Source organism: Streptomyces sp. NPDC059080 (assembly GCF_042739975.1).
In the GTDB taxonomy this organism is placed as follows: Bacteria; Actinomycetota; Actinomycetes; order Streptomycetales; family Streptomycetaceae; genus Streptomyces; species Streptomyces benahoarensis.
This window is the reverse complement of sequence record NZ_JBHYGX010000008.1, coordinates 93,398-114,897: the sequence shown is the minus strand read 5'-3', so window position 1 is coordinate 114,897 and position 21,500 is coordinate 93,398. Positions and strand designations below refer to the sequence as shown.

The 21,500-nt window shown below is 72.4% G+C and carries 21 protein-coding genes and 1 pseudogene; 13 read left to right on the top strand and 9 right to left on the bottom strand.

Annotated features, from left to right (window positions below):
• Positions 1-43 precede the first annotated feature (43 nt).
• From ACFWWQ_RS09055 to ACFWWQ_RS09045, 3 genes and pseudogenes are all read left to right on the top strand, one after another.
• Positions 44-1,033 (top strand): Acg family FMN-binding oxidoreductase, encoded by a 990-nt coding sequence (locus tag ACFWWQ_RS09055; RefSeq protein WP_384592502.1) that lies wholly within the window; start codon positions 44-46, stop codon positions 1,031-1,033.
• Between the two features lie 167 nt (positions 1,034-1,200).
• Entirely contained in the window at positions 1,201-1,479 is a 279-nt protein-coding gene (locus ACFWWQ_RS09050) for a universal stress protein (RefSeq protein ID WP_384592498.1), read from the top strand.
• A gap of 269 nt (positions 1,480-1,748) precedes the next feature.
• Positions 1,749-2,138: pseudogene (locus tag ACFWWQ_RS09045) on the top strand (universal stress protein); the annotation flags it as partial.
• Between the two features lie 368 nt (positions 2,139-2,506).
• On the opposite strand, the gene ACFWWQ_RS09040 reads toward ACFWWQ_RS09045, so the two are convergent.
• Entirely contained in the window at positions 2,507-5,011 is a 2,505-nt protein-coding gene (locus ACFWWQ_RS09040) for a DUF4118 domain-containing protein (RefSeq protein WP_384592495.1), read from the bottom strand.
• Positions 5,012-5,269: 258 nt separating this feature from the next.
• Between ACFWWQ_RS09040 and ACFWWQ_RS09035 the strand changes: the two genes are divergently transcribed.
• Together ACFWWQ_RS09035 and ACFWWQ_RS09030 are read left to right on the top strand one after the other, a co-directional pair.
• The gene (locus ACFWWQ_RS09035) at positions 5,270-5,926 is read left to right on the top strand and encodes a maleylpyruvate isomerase N-terminal domain-containing protein (protein WP_384592492.1); all 657 of its coding nucleotides are present in this window, start codon (positions 5,270-5,272) and stop codon (positions 5,924-5,926) included.
• Between the two features lie 30 nt (positions 5,927-5,956).
• Positions 5,957-6,112, top strand: a complete 156-nt coding sequence (locus tag ACFWWQ_RS09030) for a transposase family protein (protein ID WP_384592489.1) — start codon at positions 5,957-5,959, stop codon at positions 6,110-6,112.
• A 41-nt stretch (positions 6,113-6,153) separates the two neighbouring features.
• On the opposite strand, the gene ACFWWQ_RS09025 is transcribed toward ACFWWQ_RS09030, so the two are convergent.
• Positions 6,154-6,576, bottom strand: a complete 423-nt coding sequence (locus ACFWWQ_RS09025; protein WP_384592486.1) for an STAS/SEC14 domain-containing protein — start codon at positions 6,574-6,576, stop codon at positions 6,154-6,156.
• A gap of 374 nt (positions 6,577-6,950) precedes the next feature.
• Between ACFWWQ_RS09025 and ACFWWQ_RS09020 the strand changes: the two genes are divergently transcribed.
• Positions 6,951-7,574: a flavin reductase family protein gene (locus ACFWWQ_RS09020; RefSeq protein WP_384592483.1), complete on the top strand. Its 624-nt coding sequence runs from the start codon at positions 6,951-6,953 to the stop codon at positions 7,572-7,574.
• Between the two features lie 108 nt (positions 7,575-7,682).
• Here ACFWWQ_RS09020 and ACFWWQ_RS09015 read toward each other — a convergent pair whose 3' ends face one another.
• The 3 genes from ACFWWQ_RS09015 to ACFWWQ_RS09005 all read right to left on the bottom strand — a co-directional run bounded on the left by ACFWWQ_RS09015 (position 7,683) and on the right by ACFWWQ_RS09005 (position 9,364).
• Positions 7,683-7,922 (bottom strand): DUF2277 domain-containing protein, encoded by a 240-nt coding sequence (locus tag ACFWWQ_RS09015; protein ID WP_384592481.1) that lies wholly within the window; start codon positions 7,920-7,922, stop codon positions 7,683-7,685.
• Between the two features lie 88 nt (positions 7,923-8,010).
• Positions 8,011-8,706: an alpha-ketoglutarate-dependent dioxygenase AlkB family protein gene (locus ACFWWQ_RS09010; RefSeq protein ID WP_384592478.1), complete on the bottom strand. Its 696-nt coding sequence runs from the start codon at positions 8,704-8,706 to the stop codon at positions 8,011-8,013.
• Positions 8,707-8,779: 73 nt separating this feature from the next.
• Entirely contained in the window at positions 8,780-9,364 is a 585-nt protein-coding gene (locus tag ACFWWQ_RS09005; protein WP_384592475.1) for a hypothetical protein, read from the bottom strand.
• A 606-nt stretch (positions 9,365-9,970) separates the two neighbouring features.
• Here ACFWWQ_RS09005 and ACFWWQ_RS09000 point away from each other — a divergent pair.
• A complete protein-coding gene (locus ACFWWQ_RS09000; protein ID WP_384592472.1) occupies positions 9,971-10,717 on the top strand; it encodes a DUF4232 domain-containing protein in 747 nt (248 codons plus the stop codon).
• A 352-nt stretch (positions 10,718-11,069) separates the two neighbouring features.
• Positions 11,070-11,843 carry a glucose 1-dehydrogenase gene (locus ACFWWQ_RS08995; protein ID WP_384592469.1) on the top strand — a complete coding sequence of 258 codons (774 nt, stop codon included), beginning with the start codon at positions 11,070-11,072 and terminating at the stop codon, positions 11,841-11,843.
• Between the two features lie 112 nt (positions 11,844-11,955).
• Here the strand turns inward: ACFWWQ_RS08995 and ACFWWQ_RS08990 are convergent, their stop codons facing one another.
• Positions 11,956-12,903, bottom strand: a complete 948-nt coding sequence (locus tag ACFWWQ_RS08990) for a ScbA/BarX family gamma-butyrolactone biosynthesis protein (RefSeq protein WP_384592466.1) — start codon at positions 12,901-12,903, stop codon at positions 11,956-11,958.
• Between the two features lie 193 nt (positions 12,904-13,096).
• On the opposite strand from ACFWWQ_RS08990, the gene ACFWWQ_RS08985 reads away from it, so the two are divergent.
• The gene (locus ACFWWQ_RS08985) at positions 13,097-13,759 is read left to right on the top strand and encodes a ScbR family autoregulator-binding transcription factor (protein WP_384592463.1); all 663 of its coding nucleotides are present in this window, start codon (positions 13,097-13,099) and stop codon (positions 13,757-13,759) included.
• Between the two features lie 35 nt (positions 13,760-13,794).
• On the opposite strand, the gene ACFWWQ_RS08980 is transcribed toward ACFWWQ_RS08985, so the two are convergent.
• Positions 13,795-14,472, bottom strand: coding sequence for a ScbR family autoregulator-binding transcription factor (locus ACFWWQ_RS08980; protein WP_384592460.1), 678 nt, complete (start codon positions 14,470-14,472; stop codon positions 13,795-13,797).
• Between the two features lie 479 nt (positions 14,473-14,951).
• Here ACFWWQ_RS08980 and ACFWWQ_RS08975 point away from each other — a divergent pair, with 479 nt between their 5' ends.
• On the top strand, positions 14,952-16,064 hold the full coding sequence (locus ACFWWQ_RS08975; RefSeq protein WP_384592457.1) for a PP2C family protein-serine/threonine phosphatase: 1,113 nt from the start codon (positions 14,952-14,954) through the stop codon (positions 16,062-16,064).
• Between the two features lie 199 nt (positions 16,065-16,263).
• Here ACFWWQ_RS08975 and gntA read toward each other — a convergent pair whose 3' ends face one another.
• Entirely contained in the window at positions 16,264-16,932 is a 669-nt protein-coding gene (gene gntA, locus ACFWWQ_RS08970; RefSeq protein WP_384592454.1) for a guanitoxin biosynthesis heme-dependent pre-guanitoxin N-hydroxylase GntA, read from the bottom strand.
• A 547-nt stretch (positions 16,933-17,479) separates the two neighbouring features.
• Between gntA and ACFWWQ_RS08965 the strand changes: the two genes are divergently transcribed.
• Both ACFWWQ_RS08965 and ACFWWQ_RS08960 read left to right on the top strand, forming a co-directional pair.
• Positions 17,480-18,862 (top strand): family 2B encapsulin nanocompartment shell protein, encoded by a 1,383-nt coding sequence (locus ACFWWQ_RS08965; RefSeq protein ID WP_384592451.1) that lies wholly within the window; start codon positions 17,480-17,482, stop codon positions 18,860-18,862.
• Entirely contained in the window at positions 18,849-20,198 is a 1,350-nt protein-coding gene (locus tag ACFWWQ_RS08960; protein WP_384592448.1) for a SufS family cysteine desulfurase, read from the top strand. Before ACFWWQ_RS08965 ends, ACFWWQ_RS08960 begins: the two co-directional genes overlap by 14 nt.
• Before the next feature lie 140 nt (positions 20,199-20,338).
• Here ACFWWQ_RS08960 and ACFWWQ_RS08955 read toward each other — a convergent pair whose 3' ends face one another.
• A complete protein-coding gene (locus tag ACFWWQ_RS08955) occupies positions 20,339-20,548 on the bottom strand; it encodes a hypothetical protein (protein WP_384592445.1) in 210 nt (69 codons plus the stop codon).
• Between the two features lie 260 nt (positions 20,549-20,808).
• Between ACFWWQ_RS08955 and ACFWWQ_RS08950 the strand changes: the two genes are divergently transcribed.
• Positions 20,809-21,372 (top strand): GNAT family N-acetyltransferase, encoded by a 564-nt coding sequence (locus ACFWWQ_RS08950; protein ID WP_384592442.1) that lies wholly within the window; start codon positions 20,809-20,811, stop codon positions 21,370-21,372.
• Positions 21,373-21,500: the final 128 nt, after the last annotated feature.

The window sequence follows — 21,500 nt, the reverse complement described above, 5'->3', positions numbered from 1 at the left end:
AGGCAAACAGCCGTTCGCCGTCCGCTGCGTCCGGGAGGTGCCGGTGTCCACTCCCACTCTCGATGACTCTCTGGTGAGGGCTCTCGTCGCCGACGCCGTCACCGCGCCGTCCCAGCACAACGCCCAGCCCTGGCGGTTCCGCTACACCCGAGCCGACCGCACGCTGACCCTCGCCGCCGACCCCGACCGCGCCCTGCCGCAGGCCGACCCCACCGGCCGCGGTCTCCATCTGGGCTGCGGGGCCGCGCTGTTGAACCTGCGGGTCTCCGCGGCTCATACAGGGATGCACGCGGCGGCTGCCCTGCTGCCCGATCCACGGCGGCCCGCCGTCCTCGCAGCCGTACACCTCAAGACCTCCGGCGAATCCGCCGATGCCGACCTTGCCGATCTCCACGCGGCGATCCAGGCCCGGCACACCAGCCGGCTGCCGTACACGGACCGGGAGATCCCGCCGCCGGTCCGCGCCGCGCTCACCGCGGCGGCTGCGGCCGAGGGGGCGGGCCTGACCTTCCTGGACGGCCCGCACCGCGGGACCGTCCTCGACCTGATCACCCAGGCCGAGGGGTACGACCGGATGGACGAGGCCCGCGATGCCGAGCAGCGCCGCTGGACGCGCGAGACCACGGCCGCGCCGCCGGCCGCCGACGGTGTCCCCGACTACGCCTTCGGCCCTTCGCCGGCCGTGACGGCGCCCGTCCGGGACTTCGCCGGGCGGCGCGCTCAGCCCGGCCGCGCCTACGCCACGTTCGAGCGCCATCCCCAGCTCGCGACGTTGAGCACCAGGTGCGACGCCCCGGCCGACTGGCTGCGTGCGGGACAGGCGCTGCAACGCGTCCTGCTCCTGGCCACCCGCCGCGGACTGGTCGGCTCCTTCGCGACCCAGCCCATCGAATGGCCGGACCTGCGCTGGATCCTGCGCGACCCGGTGTCCGGCACGGGCCACGTCCAGATGATCCTCCGCCTGGGCTACGGTCCAGAAGGACCCCACACACCACGACGCCCCGTGGACGAGGTGCTGACGATCGAGCCCTGACCGGCGTGGGGCCGCCACGCCCCCCGGAGAACGCGGAAGGAGCCTGAGTCTTTCGGACCCTCGTGGGGCCGTCCGGTTCAGGAAACGTGCTGCCACGCATGCACCACGCCCGTCGTACAGGGATCGCCGGAGCCGCGTTTCCGCCCCACCGGAAGGAGGAGAGAAACATGGAACCGGAAGTGATCACCGCGGGGCTCGACGGTTCCGCCGAGAGCCTGGCGGCAGCGCAGTGGGCGGCGGAGGAAGCGGATCGGCGCCATACCGTGCTGCGCCTTCTGCATGCCGGGATACTGCTTGCGGCCGAGGGGCCCGACACGCCACCGGAACGCGATCAGAACGCCGGTGCCCGGCGCGTCGTGGAACACCCGCCCTCGTCCACGATCAGGACTCGGTGCTCGGCACCGGGCTCCATACCGCCCGGGTGGAGGACTGCCGCGCCGCGGTGATCTCCACGGCGGCGTGGCCCGCAGCGCCCATGCCCGGTGCCCGGTCATCACCGTTGTGACCCGGCGGTGGCTTCGGGGGCGGTCGGGCGATCCGCTGCGCCGCGGCGCGGTGCGGCGGAAGCTGAGGAAAGAGGGTGTGTATGCGTGCAACCTTTCGGCGGTCTGCCGGACCCTCGTCTCGCGGAGGTCGTCATGAGAAACCGGCGGCAGGAGCGCGGCCGCATCGTGGTGGGTGTCGACGGGTCGGAGTCGTCGCAGGGGGCGTTGCGCTGGGCGTTGCGGCAGGCGGAGTTGACGGGGAGCACCGTCACGGCGGTGATGGCGTGGGAGTACCTGCCGCTCTACGGGTCCATTGGCTGGATCGACGCACCACAGGAGCTCGGGCTTCCCTGGAGCTGTCGGCGGGCCAGGCGCTCGCGGACGCGGTCGGGAAGGTGGTGAGGCTGGGAGCCGGACCGAGGGTGGAGCAGACCCTCGCGTACGGGATGGCGGCCGCGGCGCTACTGGATGCGGCCCGCGGCGCCGGTCTGCTGGTCGTCGGCAGCCGGGGACGCGGCGGTTTCACCGGGGCGCGGCTGGGCTCGGTCAGCCACCACTGCGCGGCGCACGCCCCGTGCCCGGTCGTCGTCCGCGGCACCGAACCGGCGAAGGAGCGGTGAGACCTTCTGCACGCCGGCGAACGGCCTGGCCACGGGCATGCCGCTGCCGTCATCGATACAGCCGCGCGACGCACAAGTGCCAGGAGCAGCAAGGCCGCTACAGCGTGAGCGGACAGGAGCGGATCGCTCCTGTCGCGGTGGGCAACGGCTTCCGCCGTGACGAGGGTGTGGCGGCCAGAGCGTGATTCAGCTCCACGACGTTGACATGGGGCTGTCCCAGAAAGCAGGACGCGCCCGTGGACGTGGTGGGTGACCAGCGGCCGGACCTGGTCGTGGGCCAGGTGGCGGGCCTTGGCGACGCAGTTCAGCTGGTACGCGTAGGCCGGGGAGTGAGACGCGGGCGATGGAGCGACGGCGGTGCGAGAGATTCACCGGGCGTGACCGGTTGCCGGGGCGCCGCCGGGCGCGCAGCTGGGGAAGGTCAGTGTCACCGTGAACGGGACCCCCTTGGCGGTCGTCCCCAGGCGCCCGTCCATGGCCTCGGCCAGGTCCCGCGAGAGCCGCAAGGCCAGGCTGTCGGCGCGGGCGCCGGTGGCGCCGCCCGCCGTGGCCGTATCGTCGGCGGCCCCGTCCGCGACCTGGATCGCCACCCGGCCGTTCGCGGTCTCCATCGTGATGACGGGCGGCCGGTCCGGCGGGCTGTGGCGCAGTGCATCGGCCCCCAGGGCGGTCAGGGCGCGGGTGAGGAGCGCGGCGTCGGCGATCACGTCGGGCAGGTATTCCGGCAGTTGCAGCGCGATGGAGTGCCCACCGGGCCCGAGATCGTCCAGCGCCGCCCCCAGCGCCTCGTTCAGATCGACCGGACGGAGGTAGAGCTCCAGTGCCCCCGCGTGCAGCCGACTCAGATCATCGAGATCGGCGACGAGCTGGCCCGCGCGGTGGACGGCTGCGTGTGCGGTGTCCAGCAGCCGCTTCTCGTCCCGCGTCCGTTTGCCTGCGCCGCGTCGCAGCCGCACCAGTGCCTTCTCGGCGGCGCGCAGCGGCGCGCGCAGATCGCGGCCCGCGGCGAGCAGCAGCGACGCCCGGGTGCGTTCAGCGTCGGCGAGCAGGTCATCGGGACCGCCGGAGCCGGTGAGCCGGCCCCGGGTATGGACCAGCCCCAGCTCGGCGGCGCACGCGGCAAGCACCCTCCGGTCCTCCGCGCTCAGAGCCGGCCCCCGGGCGGCCAGGGTGAGATCGTCGTCGACCGGGCTCTCCACATCGGCCTCGTACGGTTTCTCCGGCGGACGTTCGCCGGCGCTGGCGACCACGTACCAGCGCGGTACCGGCGAGGCCCGTGGGTCGCGTTCGAGCAGACTGACGGCGCTCAGGCCGAAGTTCTCCCGGATGAGCTCCACCAGCGCCGTCAGGTCCTGGCCGCGCATCATGCCGGCGGCCAGCAGGCTCAAGGTCCGCGCCTTCGAAGTCGCCCGCACCGCCTGCTGCATGTGCCGCGCGGACGCTCCCGCCACGGTGCCGACCAGCACCGCCGTGGCGATGAAGACGACGAGCGTGGCGATCTCGTCGGGGCGTTCGATGTCGAAAGAGTGCAGCGGCGCGGTGAAGTAGTAGTCCGCGAGCAGTGCCGCGGCGACGGCGGTGAACAGTGCGGGGCGGACCCCGCCGACCAAGGCCACCACCACAGTCACCAGCAGATAGATCACCAGGTCGCCGGCGAGCCCCAGTTGCCCGCGCACCGCGGTGAGCAGGAGCGTCAGCGCGGGCAGCAGGACCGCCGCGCCGGCCAGGGCGGTGGCGTGGCGCCGCAGGCCCATTCCGTGGCCCGCGTGCGGAAGCCGCAGCGCGGTGTTCCCGGCAGCCTCCTCGTGGGTGACGATGTGTACGTCGATGGGGCCGGAGCGCTTGATCGCCCGCTCTCCCACCCCCGCTCTGAGCAGTCTGGTCAGGCGGCCGTGCCGGCTCGCACCCAGCACGATCTGGGTGACGTTCTCCGCCTCCGCGAACTGCAGCAGGGGCCCGATCGGGTCCTCGCCGGTGGTCTGGTGGTAGCTGCCGCCGAGCGACTCCAGCAGTGTGCGCTGGGCGTCCAGCACCGCAGGGTCGACGCGCGTGAGCCCCTCCTCGTGGACCACGTGGAGGGCCAGCAGCTCGGTGCCCGGCGTACGGGCGCTGATCCGCGCGGCACGCCGGATCAGCGTCTCGCCCTCCGGGCCGCCGCTGAGGCCGACCAGGATGCGCTCACGGGTCTCCCACGGGGCGACGATCCCGTGCTCGGCGCGATACCGCTGCAGCCCCTCCTCCACCCGGTCGGCCAGCCACAGCAGGGCGATTTCGCGCAGTGCGGTGAGATTGCCGACGCGGAAGTAGTGGGTCAGGGCGGACTCGATGCGGTCCGGCGGGTAGATGTCACCGTGCACCATCCGCCGGCGCAGCACCTCCGGTGGCAGGTCGACCAGTTCGATCTGATCGGCCCGGCGCGCCACCTCGTCGGGCAGGGTCTCCCGCTGCCGGACCCCCGTGATCTGCCGGACCACGTCGTTCAGGGACTCCAGGTGCTGGACGTTGAGCGTGGTGACGACGTCGATGCCGGCATCCAGGAGTTCCACCACGTCCTGCCACCGGCTCGCGCTGCGGGTCCCGGGAACGTTGGTATGGGCCAGCTCGTCGATGAGCGCGACCTGCGGGCGCCTGGCCAGCACCGCGTCGAGGTCCATCTCGGTGAAGGTCGCCCCGCGGTGGGTGAGGGTGCGCCGGGGGATCGTCTCCAGGCCCTCGGCCATGGCCGCTGTCGGCCGCCTCCCGTGCGACTCGACGAAGCCCACCACCACGTCCGCACCCAGCGAACGCAGCCGCTGCCCCTCCGCGAGCATGGCGTACGTCTTCCCGACCCCTGGGGCGGCCCCAAGGAAGATCCGCAACCTTCCGCGTCCCACCGACGGACTCCTGCCGGGTCGAACCCGTGTCGTGCCTGTGCCCTTCCATGGTGCGTCGATACCGGCCGTGGGGGTGCTCGGACGGTGACGACGCGCTGGAGGGTGCTGCCCCGCCGGTGCGCCGTCCGGCGTGCTGCCGTCCGAAACGCGTCCGAAGGCGGGGCGGCCTGTAAGACGTCATGGAAGATCGGTCAGGTACACGAGCCGGCCGTCTGAATGCGCTTGTCCGGCGTTCCGAGGCCGGCTTACCGTGCCGTAGTGGATCTCTTCTCGCACTCTTGGACAGCATTGCGCACGGCGGTCGCCGAACTACCGGACGAGGACTTCGAGCGGCCGTCCGGCTGCACCGGCTGGCTTGTGCGGGACCTGGTCTGCCACCTGGTCATCGATGCCCAGGACGTCCTGATCACCCTGGTCACGCCCACCGAAACCGAACCGACCACGGACGCGGTCACCTACTGGGGCCTCCTGGACGAACCACCGACAGGCGAGGACCCCCTCGATGCGCTGATTCCCCGGCTTGCCGCCGCATACGGCGAGCCGCGGTGGCTCAAGTTCCACCTCGACGACGTGGGTTCCGCCGCGGGCCGAGCCGCCGAACTCGCCGATCTCACCCTCCGGGTCAGCACCCAGGACAAGGTGCTGACCGTCGGCGACTACCTGTCCGCGTACGTGCTCGAATGGACCTTGCATCACCTCGACCTGATCGCGCATCTGCCGTCGGCCGCCGCGCTGCCCGCCGACACCCTCGTCGCGGCTCGCACGTCGCTGGAGAAGATCGCCGGGACCGCGTTTCCCGCCTCGTTCTCCGACAAGGACGTGTTGCTGATCGGCACCGGACGTCGCACGCCGACCGACGCCGAGAAGGCTGCTCTGGGCGATCTCGCCGCAAACCTCCCGCTCATCCTCGGCTAACGACGTGAAGACCGGGAGCGTGGCCGTGACGTGGAGGGGGTCGGGCCGAAGTACGAACTGGTCCTCGCCGACCGGCTACCGGCCACCCTGATCCACCTGCGCACCGGCCTGACCCACCAGGCCCTGGCCGTGATCTACGAGGTCGGCTCGTCCACCATCGGCCGCGCGATCGGCAAGATCATCTGAATCGGCCATCAGCCGAAGTCCCAGGCCGGCACGTTCCGACATCAGTTGCTGGGCAGCCCGTCAGCGAATCGGAGGATCGGCCGCCCACGCGAGAGCGTCATCGAGTTCGTCGTAGGCGAACCGCCGCACTTCGGCCGGACGAAGTGATTCGCCAGCTGGGGCACCAGGGCCGCGACCTTGCTGTCAGCCGCCAGCGCGATCTTCCTGACGTTGCGGTGATGGTCGCGAATGAACCGCACATGACGGATCAGGCCACCGATGTTCTCCCAGCCGGGGAACTCACGCACATGGATCACGACGCCGGCCAATTCGGTGTGCGTACCGAGCCAGGTGTCCACGGTCAATGCGAGGACATCGAAGTCTTGGGCGCGCAGGGGTTGTTCGACCTCGACGACGAGCACTTCGGACGCGGTCAGCCGATGGGAAATGCCGGGACCCTCGGGCAGTGAAGCCAGCCAGCGCAAGGTGCGACGGAGGGGGATCGGACGTCTCAGGCTGGGCCTGCTGGAACGTCACACCGATCCAGCAGGCCCAACCGATCGGCTGCAGCGCCCAGTAGCTGATGGCCCGGTAGAGCAGCGTCGCGGCGATCGCGGACCCCGGCGGCAGGCCGTTCCGTACGAGCAGCACGGACAGGCTCGCCTCGATCACACCCAGGCTGCCGGGCGGGACCTCGAAGTCCTCCCAGGCAGGCGGTGGTGAGGGTGGTGGCTGGCACGGTGTCGGCTCCTGGTGCTTGATGGCCCCGATACCAGGAACTTTCCGTCAAACCCCGCGGTTGGGCGGTGCCGTGGATTCTTTGTAGAATCTGCGGTTTCGCTCGTGGATACTGATCATCATGCGCGTTGACTTCGACCCTGCAGAGATGCCCCGTAGCGATTTCTACAAGCTGCTGACTGCCACGGTCGTGCCGCGGCCGATCGCCTGGGTGTCAACCATCGATCAGTATGGCGTTTCTGCGAACCTTGCCCCGCACTCGTTCTTCAGCATCGCCGCCGTCGCCCCGCCCGTCGTGCAGTTCTCCTCCGTCGGCCGCAAGGACTCGCTGCGCAATGTCGAGGCCACCGGCGAGTTCGTGGTCAACCTCGCCCCCGAAGGGCTCGCCGCGCAGATCAACGACACCGCGACGGATTTCCCGCACGGCATCAGCGAGTTCGAGGCCGCCGGGATCGCCGCCGAGCCCAGCCTGCGTGTCAAGCCGCCGCGGGTTGCCGACTCACCGGTGGCGCTCGAATGCGAACTGCACAGCACGTTGCGGATCGGTGACTCGACCGTCGTCTTCGGACGCGTGGTGCACGCCGCGATCTCCGAGGAGGTCCTGGTCGACGGGCACGCCGAGATCGACCGGCTGCGCCCGCTGAGCCGCCTCGGCAAGGACGAATGGGGCACCGTCGGCGGCGTCCACGCCACCCCGCGCATCCGCTACGCGGACTGGCAGGGGCCGGCCACCTCCGGCGCCTGACCGGCGGCGGGCGCTCCTGATCCGGCGGGCGGTGACCGTACGCGGCGACCGCCCGCCGGACAGCGGTCTCCCGGCCCCCACCGGCCGGACCGCCCGTGCGGGACGCCGCTACGGCGCCTCGTGCCCGGGGGCCGGGTGGCCGCCCCGGACCCGGAGGCCGTCGAGCAGTTCCCGGGTGGCGGCGGTCACCGCGTCCACCGCTTCGTCGAACACCTCGCGGTGGTGGGCGGCCGGGGCACGGAACCCGGAGACCTTACGGACGTACTGCAGGGCCGCCGCCCTGATGTCGTCATCGGTGACCTCGGGCGTCATGGGCGGGCGGAGCGTCTTGATGCTGCTGCGGCACATGCCCCCGGTCTGCCTCCGCCCGGCGCCACCGGGGGCAGCCGGACGGCAACGGGCCTCGCGGGCACCCGGACCGGAAGTGGCCCCGCGGTCAGCCGAGACCGGTGACTCGCATGGTGATGTTGAGCCGTCCGCCCCGCAGTCCGCACGCGGGATCGCAGGTCCCCGGATACACCTTCGGCACCCCGTGGTACGCGAACCGGGACGGCCCGCCGAACACGAAGAGATCCCCGGACCGCAGCTCCACATCGGTGTACGGCCGGCTGCGGTTCTCGGTGTTGCCGAACCGGAAGACGCAGGCGTCACCGATGCTCAGCGACACGACCGGCGCCCCGGACCGCTCCTCCTTGTCCTGGTGCATCCCGAGCCGCGCCGCCTCGTCGTAGAAGTTGATCAGCGCCGTGTCGGGGGTGTAGCCGTCGCCCGCCGCCGCGTCCCCGTACGCCTCGGTCACCGCCCGCCGCCCCAGCTCCACCATCCAGTCCGGGAAGGCGGCTACCCGTGCGCCGTTCACATCGTCGGCGGTGCGGGTGTACGCGTACGGCTGCCAGTGCCACCCGATGCAGACCGTCTGCACCGACATCACGCCGCCCCGGGGCAGCGTGGTGTGCCGGATCGGCACCGGGCCGCGCGCCCAGTCCCGGCACGCCGCGACCAGCTCCCGCTGCGCCCGCACGTCCAGCCAGTCCGGGACGTGCACCGCACCGGGCGCGAGCTGCCGCCGGGCGCGCGGCGCATCGTCCGCCGGGCCGTCGAGCCCCTCGAAGCCGGGCAGTGGCGTCGTCATCCGTACCCCTTCACTTCAGGCGGGTCTGTTGCCGCGCCTCTTCCAGGCTGCCACTTCCGACGGCCCCGGCACGCTACGCGGGCGGCCCCGGCAGGGACCGGGTGACCCAGCCCCGGTCGATGACCCAGGTGTGTCCGTCGGCGGTGGCGCCCCGCATGCCGTCGAGGGTGCCGGGGCCCGCGAGCGCGGCGAGCCGGGGGTCGCCGAGCGCCGCGAAACCGACCGTACGGGCAGGATCCCAGCCGGTACTGTGCCGCAGTCGCCGGCTCATCTGCGCCCAGCCCGGCGCCGCCGCGGCGATCACCCAGGCGTCCGGCTCCGGAGCGGTCAGACGGCCCGCGAACCGGAGCCACGAGGCGGCCTGTTCCGGCCAGTCGACGGTGGCCCACACCTGCCGCCCGGCCGCCCGCCACGCCCCGGCGAACGCCCGCGCCGCCGCGGCCGACGCCGTGTCCCGGCTGTGCCCGACGACGACCGCCTCGATCCGGGTGCGGCGGCGCCCGGCGCCCGGCGGATCCGTCAGCAGACCGAGCACCGCGGCCAGTTCGGCGTCCGTGTGACCGGCGGGCGCGGGAACGTCACCGAGCTGCGCGGTCACCTCCGCCGCGGAGAGCAGCGGGCTCGCCGCCCGCCGCCCCTCACCGCTGCGCGCGGACATCGCGGCCCCCTCGTCCGGTGCCCGCGCGGCCGCCCCGGCGGCACCCCGTCACCGGGCCCCGGGCCGCGCGGCGCCGACTCCTGTCATGGCTGTTCACACTCCGCATTCTGCGCCGCGGCACGGCGGGGGACCGGCGGAAATCCGCCATGGTGGTCGGCCGCTCCGTCGGGCCGTTGTCCCCGCCCCGACGGTGGTGACCACCCGCCGCCGGGCCTGGACGTGGCAGTGCGCCCGCCGTATCGTCCGCGGGCGTACGCCGTGCGGGCCATCCCCGGTCGACGTACCCGCCCTACGCAACGGAGCCGGTCCGCGGACGGACACCCCGGTCGGCCACCCGGCACCGGGCGGGGCCGCGTACCCGGCCCGGGACCTGGGGCTTCACGAGGGCCGATACCGTCCGAAGGCGCCAGGTGGCCGAGAGGTTCATACTGCCGTCGAGGGTCGGCGCGGCCGACGGGCGACCGAACGCACCGCGCCGTCGTTAGTGAGGCGTTAGTGCCCCGTTAGCCACCTGCCAGCGCCTCGGGGCACGCTGGCCGGGCAGCCGATTCGACCGTGCGTACCCACGCAAGGCGGGTACCCACCCACCACCCGAGGGGGAGCCGCATGACGCTCACCAGCAAGGCTCTCGGCCGCGGCCGCCGTCTGGCAGCCGGGTCGCTGATCGCCGTCGCCGCGCTCGCACTGACCGCCTGCCAGGGTTCCGGCTCCGGCTCGCACGCCGCTCCGGCCTCGTCGCCCACCGCCGCCGGTCAGGACGCGACCCGGCCGCCCGGCGGCGACACCCAGCCCTCCGGCGACGGGCCGAGCGCCGGGGCCAAGGAGTCCGCCGCGCCCACCGGCGCCCCCGGAGCGGGCAACGCGACGTCCGCGAGCCCCGGGCACGCCCCCGGCAAGGCCACCCCGGGTGCCAAGGAGGAGGCCCCGTCCGCGCTGGCCGCTTCGGACCGCTGCACCTCCGCCCAGATGTCGCTGAGCCTGGGTGCCCCCGACGCCGGTGCCGGGAACTTCCGGTACCCGCTGACCTTCACCAACAAGGGCAAGAAGGCGTGCACGCTGCGTGGATACCCCGGCGTCTCGCTGATCTCCCGCGACGGCACCCGCATCGGCAGGCCCGCCACCCGCGAGGGCGGCGCGGGCGGCGTTGTCCGCCTGGCGCCCGGCGCGAGCGCCCACGCCCTGGTCCACACCGTCAACGAGGGCGTCTCCGACACCCCGTGCTGGAAGCGCGGCGCCTACGTGTACGTCTACGCGCCGGGCTCGAAGGAGTCCATGACGACGGGCAGCGGCAACCTCCGGGTCTGCGGCGGTGAGTTCACCATCACCGCGGTTGAGCCCGGCACCTTCAGCTGACGCGGCCGGCCCGCCGCACCCGGACGCACGGCCTGCCGCGCGCCGGAGCGCCAGTTACCCGCACCGGCCCCACGGCGCGGTCATCCCACACCGGTGACCGCGCCGTTCGCATGCCGTGGGTGAGGGGAGCGGGCGCCGCGCGCCATACCACCCCGCCGCCCCTGAATCCCCGGAATGCGCCGGGCGCGTAATTTCCAAACCGTACGGTCTGGAAAAACCGGCGCTCCACGCGGCGATCAGGTACGCGAAGGTGACCTTCCGGGTGTCCGTGTGCGCTCCTCGACCGCAAAACCAGACCGCCGCGTACAAGTCTCCGGGAATGTGCTCGAAACGGGCGTGGCACAATCCGGCCGTGACTACCGAACACGGCCTTCTTGCTGGCAAAGTCGTTCTGATCACGGGGGCCAGCAGCGGCATCGGCGCCGCCGCGGCGCGGGTCTTCGCCGCCGAACAGGCCACCCTCGTGCTCGCCGCCCGACGCGCCGACCGGCTCGCCGAGGTAGCCACTGAGCTGCGGGAAAAGGGCGCCCAGGTGGCGTACGCGCCGACGGATGTCACCCGGCCCGACGAGGTGCGCAGGGTCGTGGACCTCGCGCTCGACACCTTCGGCCGTCTGGATTCGGCATTCAACAACGCCGGGGTCGGCGGCGATCAGAACGCCATGCATCTCATGGACGACACGGTCTACGAACAGATCATGGAAACGAATGTACGAGGCACCTGGAATTGCCTGCGGTACGAAATACGGGCGATGTTGGGAAACCCTCGCGGTGGCTCCATTGTGAACAACAGCAGCGTCGGCGGATTGCAGTCCATTCCGGCCGCCGCGCCCTATATCGCGTCGAAGCATGCCGTCGCCGGGCTGACCAAAGCCGCCGCGGCCGAATACGCGGACCGGTCCATCCGGGTCAACAGCGTCGCCCCGGGCACCACGCGCAGCGAGATCATCGCCGACTGGTTCGCCCGCAATCCGGAGCTGGAACCCCGGCTGCACGCCGCCACCCCGCAGGCGCGCACCGCCCGCGCCGAGGAGATCGCCGAGGCCGCGGCCTGGCTGTGCAGTGACCGCGCGTCGTTCGTCACGGGAGTGGTGGTGCCGGTCGACGGCGGCTTCACGATGGTGTGACGCGCGGGCCCCCGTCCGTGCCGACGGACCGCGGCGCCCCTGCGACGCCCGGAGCGCCGCGCTCCGGGGTGCGTACTCCCGGGCCACTGGCCTCCGCCCGCCGGGGCCGCCGTTACGTCAGCGTGCTGCGGAAGACCTGCCGGTCGTCCTGGTAGCCGCGCACCATGACCCGGAAACCGTCCCCGCCGGCCTCGCCGCCGAAGGTCTCCGCCTCGATCCAGCACGGCGCGTCGAACTCGACGTACTGGTCGAACGCCGTCCTGACCGTCCGGGGCACGAACGAGGCGGGCGCCGTCAACCGCGCCGCCTGGTGGGCGGCTTCGATGAGCACCAGCCCCGGGGCGTGGTCGACCGGGTGGTCGTACAGCAGCCGGTTGGAGAAGTCGCACCGCAGCTGCCAGCGCCGGGCCCGCTCGGTCGGCGACAGCGCCACCTCCGCCGGGTCGTGGCGTCCCACCCGCTCGGGCGCCACGGGCGCGGGCAGCGGCGGCTGGTCCCGGACGGCCTCGACGTGATTGCCGCGCAACCGTCTGTAGACCGCCGGGGCGATCCACTCGAAGTCCGTGGCCCCGCTGCCGATCCGCATGCCCTCCGGGGTGGTCAGTTCCATCTGCAGGCGCAGCCCTGTCAGCCGGGCACCGCGCCGGTCCTGCTCCGCGCCGGACGCGTGCAGGACGACCTCGACCGGTACGCCCTCCGGCGGCTGGAAGGACGCATCCAGGCGGAAGCCGAAGGTCCGCAGCAGCATCGCGTGATTCAGCGGCGTCTCGAACTCCGCATGGGCGATCAGCAGTCCGGCCTGGCGGATGGTCTGCGCCACGACCAGGGGTTCGTGTCGCACCCCGCCGCTCTCTGCGGCCCGGATGAAGCCGGGCCAGCGCGCCGTGAGAGCGAACTCCATCGCCCCGCGCCGCTCGCACCCCGTCAGGAAAACGGAGTCGTCGAAGCTGAGGTGGAGGAATTCCTTGCGCACCGCGGAGGTTGCCCGCTCCGGAGCATCGGGCTGCCGTGCGCTGTGCGGCAGTTCAGGCCGGTCGGAGTGGCTCGGTATGAGCAACATTGGGCACTCGACTCCCCTGGTGCGGTGGTCTGGTACTGAACCGGCGGTTCCGTCAAATGCTAAGATACGTACTGCCCGGTTTTCTTTGCAATGCGTCGCTGAAGGTAATGACGATCCGGTGTTCGGGCCCATCGGAAAGCCGGCTCGTTGGATGCCGGAAACACCGGCGGCGACAGACGAATGAGGTCCCCTGATGGCGCGGCAGGCACGGGCGATCCAGACTCGGCGCACGATTCTGGAGGCGGCCGGCGAGGTCTTCGACGAACGCGGTTACGACGCCGCGACCATCGCGGAGATCCTCGGCCGGGCGGGCGTGACCAAGGGCGCCCTGTACTTCCACTTCACCTCGAAGGAAGACCTCGCACGGGGCGTGCTCGGCGAGGCGCTGACCACCGAGGGCGTGCTGCCGCAGGACTCCAAGCTGCAGGAATGGGTCGACGTCGGCATGGTGCTGGCCCACCGCCTGCCCCAGGAGCCGCTGCTGCGAGCCTCCATCACGCTCTCCGCCGACCAGCACGCCCGCGCGCTCCTCGGCACCTCCTGGCCCGGCTGGATCGACTACCTCGCCGACATGCTGCAACAGGCCAAGGACCAGGGCGAACTGCTGCCGCACATCGACCCGCAGGAGACCTCCGCGCTCTTCGTCGGCGCCTGGACCGGCGTCGAGGTGGTCAATTCCGCCATCGGCGGCGGCCGCCTCGAAACGAAGATCGCGGCGCTGTACGACCATGTGCTTCCGGGCATGGCCGTCCCGGGCGTGCTGGGCCGACTGGACACCGCCGCCGACCGCGGCGCCCGGATGTGGCGTGCCCACCGGAGGTCCGGCGGTACGGACGCCCCCGCCACCGGCGGCTGAACGGACCCGCCGCGGCGGGCGTTTCACCCGCCGGGCTACCGCACCAGCGCCGATGCGGTCCGCTGCGGCGCCGCGGTGCGCCGCTGTACCCGCGGCGTCGTCCGCGTACCCGACGGCTCCGGTGTCTGCGGCGCCCCGGGGCCCGCCAGCATCGGCAGGAACGACCGCCACAGGCCCGTCACCGCGGACGGGGTGAGCCAGTTCGCGTCCTCGCGCGCCAGCACCTCGAAACCGGTCGTCGCTCCCACGAGCGCCGCCGCCGAATCCTCCGCCGCCAGGCCCGGCACCAGCAGTCCCTGCTCCCCGGCCCGGTCGAGGAGTTCGCGAACGCACACATGCCAGCGTGTCCGCAAATCTGGTCCGGAGCGGTACGCGGACTGGCAGTTGAGGCGGTATCCGGCCCGTGTGACGACGTCGGTGGCCAGCTGTCGGGCCAGGACGTGCGTGGTGTCGACGAGCGCCTGGAGCGGGTCCGGGGTGAGGTGCCGCACGGTGCGGGCGGACTCGTGCAGTGTGCGCGCCGCCTCGTCCTCGACGGCCGCGGCGACCGTGGCCTTGGTGTCGAAATGGAAGTGCAGCGCGCCGGTGCTCACCCCGGCGCCCGCGCTGATCGCGGTGAGCTTCGCCCGCGGGTACCCGTGCTCGTCGAAGGTCTGCGCGGCGGAACGGATCAACGCCCGCCGGGTCTGCGCGGACCGCGGCTGCCGGCTCATCGGGCACCTCCCAGGACCCGGGCGCGCCGGGCTGGACCGGACGCCGCGCCCGTGGAGCGCCACGCGGAAGTGGGGGGAAGGTGCGGGTGAGGGCGGGTCATGGCCCCATAAAACCAACTCGGTGGTTTGATTTCCACCGCCCGGAAGGGTGGTCCGGGGGCTGGATTCCGTGTGAGGGAAGGGAGTTGGGGGTGGGGGAGTGGCTGATGCGGTGATCGAATTGCCCGCAATGGTAACGCTCCGGGTCGGTTGGTTCGGCTTGGCTCGGCCTCCACGCGGCACTCGGCCTGGCCGCCCCGATCCGGCCCGGCCGCCTTGCCTCGGGCGCCCCGTCGACTCGACGGCCCGGCCCTCCAGTGCGAGGTCCCGGACGCCGTCCTCTCCCTGCCTGCGGACGCGCGAGGGAACGGGGACGGCGCCGGCCTCCGACGCGTAACGGGTCGCCGGGCGCATCGGCCGCCGCGGTGCGAGCATGACACATGCCCTTTCGTGAGCTGCGCGTACTGCGGGAACGCCGGGACCTCACCCGGTATCTCGTGCTGATCCCGCTCGCGCTCATCTGCGCCGTCTGCGTGGTCGACAGCCTCTTCCCGCCCGAGGTGCACCTCGGGCCGCTGCTGGTGGCCGCCCCCACGTTCACCGCGGCGTTCGCCGGGCCGCTGGTCACGGGGGCGATCGCGGTGCTCGCCGTCATCGCCCAGGTCGCCATCGGGGTCATCAGCGGCGACGCCACCTCCCGCAACCACCAGGTGCAGATCGTCGCGCTGATCCTCGTCGGCACCCTGGTGGTGCTCTTCACCGTGGTCCGCGACCGCATCGAACGGCGGCTGGCCACGACCCGTTCCGTGGCGGCCGTCGCCCAGCGGGTGCTGCTGCGCCCGCTGCCATCCCGCAGCGGCCCCCTGGAGATCGCCTCGCTCTATCTCGCCGCCGAGGAGGAGGCGGAGATGGGGGGCGACCTGTACGCCGCCGCCCGTACGGACGACAGCACCCGACTGCTCATCGGCGACGTCCGCGGCAAGGGGCTGCCCGCGTACGGGCACGCCGCGCTGCTCCTCGGGGCCTTCCGGGCGGCCGCACACCGCCAGGCATCGCTGCCCGACCTCGCGAGGCATCTCGACGGCGCGATCCGCTGGGACACCGCGCAGTGGGGGAGCGACGCCCCGGACGAGGAGGAGGTCTTCGCCACCGCCACCCTGCTCGACGTCCCCGACCGCGAACCGCGGGTCCACACGATCACCTGTGGGCATCCGCCACCCCTGCTGCTGCGCGACGGGGAGGTACGCACCCTCGACGCCCGGCACGTCGCCCTGCCGATCGGCCTCGGCGGGCTCGGCGGCCCCGCCTCGTTCCGGGTCGACACCTTCGCCTTCGCGCCGGGCGATCTGCTCCTGCTCGTCACGGACGGCGTCACCGAGGCCCGGAACGCCGAGGGCACCTTCTACCCGCTGGCCGGCCGCGCCGCAGCGTGGAGCGGACGCGGCCCCCGCGACGTCCTGCGGCTGCTCCACGCGGACCTGCTGGCGTACGTCAACGGGCGGCTCGGCGACGACGCGGCGGTTCTCGCGATCCGGCGCGCGGACGCTGCGTAGGGAGCGGCCCGAGCAGCCGTCCTCGGCCGCCAGAAGCTACGCTCCTGCAGCATCCCGCGGTGGGCCCGGCCGGAATCTCCCGAGGCTGTTCTTCGCCCCGCCGGATCACCAGCGGGGCGAAGCAAGGCCCGAAGGGATTCGCCGACAGCGTCGGAATCTCCCGGCCGGGCCCCGCGCCGTACGGCGGCCGGGGTGGTGGCTAGCTGCTCACCTGGGCGGAGAACGGGCACGCCCAGTCCGCCGGCTTCGGGCGGCCCGAGTACCGCCGGGCCTCCGACAGCTTCTCGTACTCCAGCAGGTTGGGGTTGATGTCGCCCTGCAGGTCGATGTCCTGCTTGCGGATCTTCTCCTGGAGCCGGTCCCAGAGCCCGGCCGCCTTTATCCGGTCGAACTGCGCATGGGAGTTGAAGGCCAGCATCGGGAACGGGGGCCGGCGGCCGACCCGGACGTGCGTCTCGTGCAGCCCGATCACGAAGAACGGGTGCCCGGCGACGCTGAAGGCGAACGCCCCCGACTGCGGATCGTGGTCGTACCCCTCGGCCCAGCCGTGCGTACGGCTGTCGTGGTCGTGCACGCCCTGGAGCTGCTGCCACATCAGCCGCTCGAACTCGGTCTCCGGCACCTCCAGCGGCCCGGAGAACGTCGCGACGAAGCTGGTGAAGGGCTTGGCCGTCCAGTCCACGGCCGCCACATACGCCTCAAGATCCTCCGCCAGCTGCCGTGCCGCCTCGTGGTCACCGAGCCAGGTGTAATGGCGATGGGTGATCCCGCCCTGCCGCCAGGCCGAACGACCGGCCAGGCAGGCGAACGAGTCACCGAGCAGGAACTGCCCGACCACTTCGGTGGCGGAAGGGGCGTCAGCCAGCATGTTCACGACCTTCGGTGAGAGGTGCCCCGCGGCGGGGATGACCGTGGCAGTCAAGAACGATCACGCCCCCGGCGTCAAGAAAACGCCAGAAGTGCCTGGTCAGCCATCGTGCACGACGAAGCCTCGGCCGCGCATCCCTTTCTCTCCGCCGGCAACCCCTGCTTCACGGGCGCCGCGCCGCGCCCGCACCTCTTCGCGGTGACCGGCAGGGCAGCGAAACTGACGAAGCGTCAAATTATTGATATAAGCCGCACTTGAGGGCGGTCAAAGGTCTTCCGTGAGGTAAATCGCGTCGTGTGAGGAACGTTCGACGGAGCGCTACGGGACGGCGCCGCGAGGGCCCTGGACGGAAGCGCGCGCAGGGCAGCGGCGGTGCGGCGGCGGGCGCTCGATCAGAGGTGCGGAATCCGCACCTCCCGTACGGCGAAACTTTCCGGCCGCGCCCGCGCAGCGGCCGGTTGCGGGCGGCGGGATCGGAAATCGACGATCGGCTCACCGCGTACCGGCCGGCCCCACCGGCCGGTACCTCCTACGGCAAGGAGCCCCTGTGAGCGACCGGACCAGCCTCACCCCCGATGCCGCACGGCAACTCGCGACCGCCACCAAGACCACACCCCAGATGCGCGGCATCACCCCGCGCTACCTCCTGCGCGCCCTGCCCTGGGTGGACGTCGAATCCGGTGTCTTCCGCGTCAACCGCCGCCGGACCTACGTCCTCGGCGACGACCGCATCAGCACCCACAGCGACGGCGGAACGACCCGCGTCATCCCGGGCGACCTGCGGGAGCTGCCCTACCTCCGGGAGGCCGACGACGCGCTGCTCGCCGAGCTGGCGGACGCCTTCACCGAAGTCCCCTTCGACGCCGGGCAGATCCTGGCCGCGGAGGGCGAGGCGCACGACCGGCTGTGGGTGATCGCCCAGGGGCGCGCCGAGAAGCGGGTGAGCGGGCGCTACGGCGAGGACGCCCTGCTCGAAGTGATCGCCGACGGCCAGTTCTTCGACCTCGGCGCCTGGACCCGCGCCGCGCCCCTGCCGTACCGCGTCAAGGCGCTCACCCCCGGCGTGGCCCTCTGCGTCGACCGCGCCGCGCTCTCCGGGCTGTGTGACCGCGACGCGACGGTACGGGGAGCGCTGGACGCCTACCTCGTGGCGGACGGTGTCCTGCCGGGCGCCGAGGTGCCGGTCGACCTCAGCGCCGGGCACATCGGCGAACCCGAACTTCCCGCGACCTACGTCGACTACGAGGACACGCCCCGCGAGTACCACATGACCCTCGCGCAGACCGTGCTGCGGGTCCACACCCGGGTCTCCGACCTCTACAACGGGCCCATCGACCAGACCCGCGCGCAGGCCAACCTCACCGTGCACGCGCTGCGGGAACGTCAGGAAGCCTCCCTGCTCAATCACCCGGAATTCGGCCTCTTGCCCAATGTGGCCCCCGGGCAGCGGGTACAGACCCGCACCGGCGCCCCGACCCCCGACGACCTCGACGAACTGCTGACCCGGGTCTGGAAACAGCCCGGCTACTTCCTGGCACACCCGCGCGCCATCGCCGCGTTCGCCCGGGAGTGCACCCGCCGGGGCGTGCCCCCGGTCATCGACAACCGGTTCGGCAGCCCGCTGCTCACCTGGCGTGGTGTGCCGCTGCTCCCCTCCGACAAGGTGCCGTTCTCCGGCGGCGCGGGCATCGGCACCACCGAGATCCTGCTGATGCGCGTCGGCGAGGCCGAGCAGGGCGTGGTGGGGCTGCGCCCCGCAAAGGTCGAGGACGAGGTCGAACCCGGCCTGGCGATGCGGAACATGGGCGTCGACCGCAAGGGCATCACGTCGTACCTGATGACGGCGTACTTCAACGCGGCGGTGCTGGTCGAGGACGCCCTCGCGGTCCTCCAGAACGTCGAGGTCTCCCACTACCATGACTACTCCTGACCCCCTCCGGGGCTGGCGTCCGGGTCAGCCCCCGGACCCGTCCCCGACGCACGCGGGCGCGCCCCCGGCCGCGACCACCCCGCCCGCCGCGCACCCTTCCGGCCTCCCCGTCCGGCGTACCGCGTTCTCCCCCGAGGCGGCGCGCGCGGGCGTCCCGATCCTGCACCGCACGGTGAACGGCCACCCGCTGGTCTGGCTGGACAACGGGGCCACCACGCAGAAGCCGCGCCAGGTGATCGAGGCCCTGGCCGCGTTCTACGGATCCGCCAACTCCAACATCCACCGCGGCGCGCACACCATGGCCCGCGAGGCCACCGAGGCGTACGAGGAGGGCCGGGCGGCCGTCGCCCAGTTCCTGGGGGCGCCGTCGCCCGACGGCATCGTCTTCGCCCGCGGCACCACCGAGGCGGTCAACCTCGTCGCCCGGAGCTGGGGACGCGCCCACCTCGGGCCGGGCGACGACATCCTCGTACCGGTCCTGGAGCACCACTCGAACATCGTCCCCTGGCAGATGATCGCCAAGGAGACCCGGGCCCGTGTGGTGCCCGTACCGCTGCGGCCGGACGGGCAGATCGACCAGGACGCCTACGCCGGCCTGTTGTCCATGCGGACCCGGCTCGTCGCGCTCAGCCATGCGTCGAACGTCCTCGGCACCGTCCCGCCGGTACGCGAGATGACCGCGCTCGCCCACCGCTACGGCGCCAAGGTGCTGGTCGACGGCGCCCAGGCGGTGGCGCACTTCCCCGTCGATGTACAGGAACTGGATGCCGACTTCTACGTGTTCTCCGGCCACAAGCTGTTCGCCCCCACGGGCATCGGCGCGCTCTACGCGAAGCCGGACGTCCTGCGGGACATGGCGCCGTGGCAGGGCGGCGGCAACATGATCGAGTCGGTCTCCTTCGACCGGACCACCTTCGCGCCCGCCCCGCACCTCCTGGAGGCCGGTACCGGGCACATCTCCGGTGTCGTCGGCCTGCTGGCCGCGCTGAACTGGCTGACCGCCTTCGACCGGGACGCCGTCGCCGCCTACGAGAATTCCCTGCTGGCCTACGCCCGCCAGGCCCTGGCCGAGGTGCCGGGGCTGCAACTGCTGGGCTCGGCGCCGGACCGGATCGCGGTGCTGACCTTCACCCTCGCCGGACACGCCCCCTCCCAGGTCGCCTCCTGGCTCGACGGCGACGGCATCGCGGTACGGGCTGGACACCACTGCGCCCAACCGGCGCTCGCCCACTACGGCGTGGAGAGCGCGGTCCGCGCCTCGCTGGCGCTCTACAACACGACGGAGGAGGTGGACAAGCTGGTCGCGTCGCTCCAGCGCCTGCACGCGGAGACCTGACGTCCGGGCCCTCTGGTGCGCCGCCCACCCGTCCGCGGGATCCGGTGGGCGGCGCCGCCCTGCCGGTGCCCTCCGGCCGCGCGGCGGTGGTTTCCGCCGGCTCGGGGTGGCGCCGCGCGTGCGGGCGGTGAAATGCCTTGTCAGGGCAGCAGGCGCAGCCTCGGTGGCGGCGGGATCTCGTCGTCGGGCCGTTCGTCCGCTTCGGGCTCGGGGGTGCGCTGCCTTCCGTCGTCGGAATCGGGTTCGGGGTCCACCGGATGTCCTTGAAGGGCCGCCATCGCGGCTTCCAGGGTTTCCTTCGTCACCTGCATCCGGATCCGGGCCAGCCGTTCCAATTCGTTACTCGACACGGTGTCAGCGTAGTGGGCCCGCCTGCACCTGTCCTTGATCGGGTCCTTCTCGCACCCCCTGTTCCTTCCTGCGTCCTCGCCGGGGCGCCCTCCGCCCCCCGTCCGGCCAACTCCTCTCTCCTACAACACCATTGACGTCCCATCGGTTGCCTGATGTGCAACGGAGATGATCGCGCGACGTGCCGCCCCTCGGAGAGACCCGTCCGGCGTCCGCTTCCCGTCCGGCCGCGGCCGTGCCCCGTCCGTGGCAGCATCGGCGTATGCAGTACCGCTATGCCACCGAGGCCGACGCGCCCGCCATGGCCGCGCTCTTCGCCGCCAACCACCACGACGCCCTCACCGCGGAGCAACGCGCCGACCAGGGATTTGTCCAAGGGAGCCTGAACGAGGGCGCGCTGCGGGGAATGGCCGCCCACGGCGGACTCCTCCTCGCGGACGACGAGGGTGAGGTCGCCGGGCTCCTCGCCCTCTCCGCTCCCGACAGCCTGCCCGCCCCGCCGCCCCCGGTCCGCGCGCTGCTCGCCGCGCAGGACTCCCTCCGGTGGCAGGGGCGCCCGCTGAGTGCGGTGCGCTGGTTGCTGTACGGGCCGCTGGTCGTCGACGCGGCACACCGGGGGCGGGGCGTCGCCCGGCGGCTGTTCACCATGGCGCGCACCGCCGCCGCGGGCCGCGCGGATGCGCTCGTCGCGTTCATCGAAGCCGCCAACCAGCCGTCCTGGCGCGTCCACGTCGACGGGTTCGGCATGACGCCCCTGGGGGACGTCGCCGTGGGCGAGCGCGTCTACCACGTGGTCGCGGTGGCGCCCCGGGCGGAGTCCGGCTGACGGGCGGACGCGACGGGGGCCGGGCGGCACCACGGAAGTGCTGCCCGGACGGTCGGCACCGCGGAGGCGGGGCCCGGCCGAGGGGTCTGCCTCCGAGCCGGAACCAGGGCCGGAACCAGGGCCGGAAC

Bases quoted from the DNA above. Each gene is read 5' to 3' on its own strand.
- ACFWWQ_RS09050 (WP_384592498.1), top strand. From the start codon at position 1,201: ATGGAACCGGAAGTGATCACCGCGGGGCTCGACGGTTCCGCCGAGAGC.
- ACFWWQ_RS09020 (WP_384592483.1), top strand. From the start codon at position 6,951: ATGCGCGTTGACTTCGACCCTGCAGAGATGCCCCGTAGCGATTTCTAC.
- ACFWWQ_RS09015 (WP_384592481.1), bottom strand. From the start codon at position 7,922: ATGTGCCGCAGCAGCATCAAGACGCTCCGCCCGCCCATGACGCCCGAG.
- ACFWWQ_RS09010 (WP_384592478.1), bottom strand. From the start codon at position 8,706: ATGACGACGCCACTGCCCGGCTTCGAGGGGCTCGACGGCCCGGCGGAC.
- ACFWWQ_RS09005 (WP_384592475.1), bottom strand. From the start codon at position 9,364: ATGTCCGCGCGCAGCGGTGAGGGGCGGCGGGCGGCGAGCCCGCTGCTC.
- ACFWWQ_RS09000 (WP_384592472.1), top strand. From the start codon at position 9,971: ATGACGCTCACCAGCAAGGCTCTCGGCCGCGGCCGCCGTCTGGCAGCC.
- ACFWWQ_RS08990 (WP_384592466.1), bottom strand. From the start codon at position 12,903: ATGTTGCTCATACCGAGCCACTCCGACCGGCCTGAACTGCCGCACAGC.
- ACFWWQ_RS08985 (WP_384592463.1), top strand. From the start codon at position 13,097: ATGGCGCGGCAGGCACGGGCGATCCAGACTCGGCGCACGATTCTGGAG.
- ACFWWQ_RS08980 (WP_384592460.1), bottom strand. From the start codon at position 14,472: ATGAGCCGGCAGCCGCGGTCCGCGCAGACCCGGCGGGCGTTGATCCGT.
- ACFWWQ_RS08975 (WP_384592457.1), top strand. From the start codon at position 14,952: ATGCCCTTTCGTGAGCTGCGCGTACTGCGGGAACGCCGGGACCTCACC.
- gntA (WP_384592454.1), bottom strand. From the start codon at position 16,932: ATGCTGGCTGACGCCCCTTCCGCCACCGAAGTGGTCGGGCAGTTCCTG.
- ACFWWQ_RS08960 (WP_384592448.1), top strand. From the start codon at position 18,849: ATGACTACTCCTGACCCCCTCCGGGGCTGGCGTCCGGGTCAGCCCCCG.
- ACFWWQ_RS08950 (WP_384592442.1), top strand. From the start codon at position 20,809: ATGCAGTACCGCTATGCCACCGAGGCCGACGCGCCCGCCATGGCCGCG.